This window comes from bacterium (assembly GCA_040756715.1).
GTDB lineage: Bacteria > UBA9089 > UBA9088 > UBA9088 > UBA9088 > JBFLYE01.
The window spans coordinates 1-3,678 of record JBFLYE010000135.1 but is presented as its reverse complement, the minus strand read 5'-3'; the positions used below and the strand labels follow the sequence as shown (position 1 = coordinate 3,678).

Sequence of the window (3,678 nt, the reverse complement as noted above, 5' to 3'; positions counted from 1 at the left end):
GGGTTCTTCCAAGGGCAGAAAGAATGCAAAGATGGAAAGATTTCAATAGCAATAATTTTTTTAAAACAACAGAAAAAATGTTGAAGGAGCTATAAATGGAAAAAGTTGAACAAACTCCTTTTGCAGAACTGCCAGAAGCACTTGTAGAAGAAATGCTTTCACATAGCGAAAAGGTTGGAGAAGCGCTTTTTAATTCATTTAAAGAGATACAGAAAAATAAAGAAGAAATGAGAAAGCAATTGCAAGATAAAAATTTCTTGAGAAAAGATGCCGATTTAGGATATCCAGGCATCCCAACTACCTGTGGCATAGATGGTTCTTATGTAGTTGAAAGGCTTTTGGCAACCGATTTCGCTGCTTGTGCAGCCGTTGCAATTGAAGGATTAGTCCCACCCTCTGAAAAAAGATACTGGGAAAAACCCCATCACAAAGTATTTATTCAGCCGGAAAAACATAATCCAGATACAGGCACAGTTATTAGAGGATTAATGATGGAAATGGAGCTTGAACTTGCAGCAAAGGCCCCTCATGATATAGTTTTCCTAGATGGTTCTCTTACCACACCTTTAATATATATGAACCAGGCAATAAACAAGGTATTAGAATCGGATGAGGCAATAATTGGGAAGAATCTTATAGAGGAATTTAAGGATTGGCTTATATCCTATAAAATCATTTTAGAATCTTCCCGAAGCGATAAATTATGGGTAAGTATGCCAAAATATACCACAAGAAGAGAATTAGGGAAAGAGCTCAATTGGCCATCCCATTATGATGACAGGGCAATTTTGACCACTATTTTATCTCCGGGTGAATTTACCCCACCAATTCAGCTAGAACAACCTCAACAGCCTTGGCATTTGAGGCTTCCTTTCAATGATAAAGAACTTGAAGGATTAAAAGATGAGGTTTTATCAGCGATGGATAGGCTTTATGTCTTGTATTATAGACCACATAACTGGACACCAGCTTTAAGGATTGAAATGGCATCTTCTATTGCCACAAATAATTTTCGGATAGCAGTATTACTTCAAGGCATTAAATACCAATGTGGCACTCCTAGTATTTTTGAACCATATCCCCTCTATATAGCAGACTGTATGGTTAAACATCTTGGAGGTGCTATACCTGCCTTTAGGCAGACAGCTACCAGAAGAATGACCGAATTACATCAAGGGGATATAGGAGAGATCTTTTTCAGTATGCATGGTTATAGAACTGAAATTGGGAGGTAAATATGAGTGAAAGAATAAATATTGAGCAATTGATAAGCTCCTCTGAGAGGATTGGGACAATAGGTTCACCTTCTTCTACGAGTGAGCTTTCATTAGACATTCTTGGTACTGCTGTTGGTAAAAAATTGCTTGGAGAGCTTGCCCTTTTTAGATTCACTCAGGATGGCAAGCCACATTATGCATTAGGACAAATAACAGAGGTCCAGTTAAAGAATATCTGGCTTGAAGACCCAACAATGAGGTCTCTTGCACGGCAGAGAGGCCAGGTTAACCCTGTAAGTGGACAGCAGGATACCCACCTTGGAGATATGACTGTAAGTGCAGTATTTAGTGAGATGGACAACAAATTTGAACCAAGTATTTTGGGAACAGTTCCAGCCACCGGGACTTTTATCCATTTAGCCACTGACCAGATATTAGATAGTGTGCTAGAAAGATATCAAGATGAAATATTTTACCTTGGTCATGTTTATGGATCAACACCCAAATTACCTCTTTGGTTTAAGCATTTCGGAATAGGACCAAATGGAGCTGGCGAGGCATATCACCTCGGCGTCTTTGGTAAAACGGGTTCTGGAAAGTCAGTTCTCGCAAAGATGATTCTATTGGCATATGCTCGTTATCCCAAAATGGCTCTTCTCGTTATTGATCCTCAGGGTGAATTTAGCAAAGATATGCTAAATGAAAGAACCGGAAATGGTTTTGTCTTGCCGATGAAGAAAATAACCCAAGTTTTAGGTAAGAATAGCTTCGTTATGACTGTCAGAAATTTGGTTTTGGACAGGTGGGAGTTGTTTGAGCAAATTCTCTTCGAATCCTTGTTTTTTGAGCGACTGACTATTCCAAAAGGAGAAAACCGAGAACTTGCATGTAACATTCTCTCTGACAAATTACAAAAGGCTAAGGTTAAACTTGAAGAACTCCACGCAAGGTTCTCCTTTGATAAAGCATGGAATCTTCTTAAAGACGAGAGGGTGCAGAAAGTTTTTTACCGCACTGAGGCTTCAAGGCTTCGTTTTGATACTGCTATCAAAGAAGCTGACGCAAATGAATTTTATAAGGAATATTGGACGCCAATAACGGAGTTATTCAGAATAGATAGAAGTGGTGCAAAGAGTGTGAATAAAGCCTTAAGTTGGCTTCTGAATCCAGAAACAGAGACAAGACCTATCCTTGTGATTGATCTCTCAAAAGAACAAGCAAAAGACTTGTTTTGGAATGATAAAATTCAAGCTTTGGTGATAAAGCGCCTGCTTGATGGGCTGACACAAACCGCTGAATACTTCTATAAGGAAGGCCAAAGTCTTAATGCACTTGTTGTTATTGATGAAGCTCACCGGCTTGCTCCCCGAGACCTACCCTCTGATGATAGTGCCGCTCGGAGTGTCCGCGAAATCCTTGTGAATGCCGCGAGAACCACAAGAAAATATGGACTTGGATGGATGTTTATTAGCCAAACCCTATCAAGTCTACATCGGGAAATTATTGGCCAATTGAGAATATTTTTCTTTGGGTTTGGTTTGGCTTTAGGTGCTGAATTTATCTCTCTAAAAGAAATTATTGGCGGTGACCCCAATAGCCTTAAACTTTATCAACGGTTTCGTGATCCCCATAGTGCTTTTGATATAGCATCAAGACAATATGCCTTTATGACAGTAGGGCCTGTTTCGCCATTATCTTTTGCAGGAACGCCATTATTTCTTACCGCATTTAATACACCAGAAGAATTCTTAAGGGTAAATAGATTGGAGGTTGTCCGATGACCATTCCCGAGATACAGAGGATGAAGGGGGAGAAAAAGATTGTAGCCCTTACTTGCTATGATTTCCAGATGGCAAAGATATTGGATAGTGCTGGGGTTGATATAGTTTTGGTGGGAGATTCCTTGGGTATGGTTGTTCTAGGATATGAAAATACCCTTCCGGTTACAATGGAGGAGATGCTCCATCATACAAAGGCAGTAAAAAGGGGGATAAAAAATAGCCTTTTGGTGGGTGATATGCCATTTTTATCCTATAAGGTTTCCATTAAGGATTCTCTCTATAATGCCGGAAGGATGATAAAAGAAGGTGGGGCAAGTGCGGTAAAGCTTGAGGGAGGAATTGAAATTATTCCAACCATAAAGGCGATTTTGGATGCCGATATTCCGGTAATGGGTCATATTGGCTTAAGGCCACAGGCAATTCATAAAATGGGAGGTTATAAGGTGCAAAGGGATGAAATGTTGATTGAAGAAGCAAAAGCACTTGAAGAAGCAGGCATATTCTCCCTTGTGCTTGAATGTATCCCAGAAAGCTTGGCAAAAAGAATCAGCGAAGCATTAAAAATTCCTACGATTGGTATTGGCTCTGGGATACATTGCGATGGACAAATCCTGGTGCTTAATGATATGATTGGTCTTACTGAAAGGTCTCCTAGGTTTGTAAGGAGGTATTTGAATATG

At 39.7% G+C, this 3,678-nt stretch carries 3 protein-coding genes; all 3 read left to right on the top strand.

From position 1 onward, the window contains the following. The first annotated feature begins 95 nt into the window (after positions 1-95). Positions 96-1,235: a DNA double-strand break repair nuclease NurA gene (locus AB1397_05250; GenBank protein MEW6482391.1), complete on the top strand. Its 1,140-nt coding sequence runs from the start codon at positions 96-98 to the stop codon at positions 1,233-1,235. 2 nt (positions 1,236-1,237) lie between these two features. Beyond that, entirely contained in the window at positions 1,238-2,998 is a 1,761-nt protein-coding gene (locus AB1397_05245) for a DUF87 domain-containing protein (protein ID MEW6482390.1), read from the top strand. Further along, on the top strand, positions 2,995-3,678 hold a 684-nt coding region (gene panB, locus AB1397_05240; GenBank protein MEW6482389.1), incomplete at its 3' end, for a 3-methyl-2-oxobutanoate hydroxymethyltransferase. The genes AB1397_05245 and panB, both read left to right, overlap by 4 nt.

Bases quoted from the DNA above. Each gene is read 5' to 3' on its own strand.
- AB1397_05250 (MEW6482391.1), top strand. From the start codon at position 96: ATGGAAAAAGTTGAACAAACTCCTTTTGCAGAACTGCCAGAAGCACTT.
- AB1397_05245 (MEW6482390.1), top strand. From the start codon at position 1,238: ATGAGTGAAAGAATAAATATTGAGCAATTGATAAGCTCCTCTGAGAGG.